The organism is Mesorhizobium sp. M7A.F.Ca.CA.004.06.1.1 (assembly GCF_003999135.1).
Taxonomy (GTDB): Bacteria; Pseudomonadota; Alphaproteobacteria; order Rhizobiales; family Rhizobiaceae; genus Mesorhizobium.
This window is the reverse complement of record NZ_RZPQ01000514.1, coordinates 3,404-4,301: the sequence shown is the minus strand read 5'-3', so window position 1 is coordinate 4,301 and position 898 is coordinate 3,404. Positions and strand designations below refer to the sequence as shown.

General features: G+C 65.9%; 1 protein-coding gene. It reads right to left on the bottom strand.

Translation table 11 applies throughout. The annotated features are described in order from the left end of the window. On the bottom strand, window positions 1–898 hold an 898-nt coding region (locus EN906_RS24645), incomplete at both ends, for an ABC transporter ATP-binding protein (protein WP_245484325.1).

The following is an 898-nucleotide window of genomic DNA, read 5'->3' as shown; positions in this document are numbered from 1 at the left end:
GTCGTGATGGAAGCGGCGCGACAGCCGGCCGCCCAGATCATAGAGCGGCAGCAATTCGCTGCGGCGGCGATCGTCGGCGAGCGCGCAGCGATCGGCGAAGGCGCAGCCCTTGATGTCGGCCCCGATGCCGGGCAGGAAACCCGGAATGGTGTCGAGCCGGCCCTGATCCTTGCGTTGGCCGCCGCGCGGCAGGCAGCGCAGCAGCGCCACCGTGTAGGGGTGGCGCGGATCGTTGAACACGACCTCCGTTGGTCCTTCCTCGACCAGCATGCCGGCATAGAGCACGCCGACCCGGTCGCACATGTTGGAAACGACGGCGAGGTTGTGGCTGATGAACAGGATAGAGGCTGACAGTTCCTGCCTGAGCTGTGCGATCAGGTCGAGCACTTCGGCCTCCACCGTCGCATCGAGGCCGGTGGTGGGCTCGTCGAGGATCAGCATCGACGGATCGTTGGCCAGCGCCATGGCAATCGCCAAGCGTTGCTGCATGCCGCCGGAAAGCTGGTGCGGGTAGCGCTGCATGACACTTGTCGGGTCGGAGATGCGCACTCGGTTCAGCATCGCAATCGCCCGGTCAGTGGCCGCTCGTCCCGAAACGCCGCCGAGTTCAAAAATCTCGGTCAGCTGACGGCCGACGCGGATCGATGGGTTCAGCGCCTTGCCCGGGTCCTGATAGACCATGGAGACGCTTTCCGCGCGCGCCCGCCTGAGCGCTTCGGCGTCAAGTTTCATCACATTCTGGCCGTCGAGCGAGATCGCGCCGCCGGTGATCGAGCCATTTCTCGGCAGATAGCGCACGACGGTGAGCGCCACTGTCGACTTGCCGCAACCGGACTCGCCGACCAGCCCATAGGCTTCGCCCTGGCCGATGGTGAGGCTGAGGTTGCGCAGCACGGCG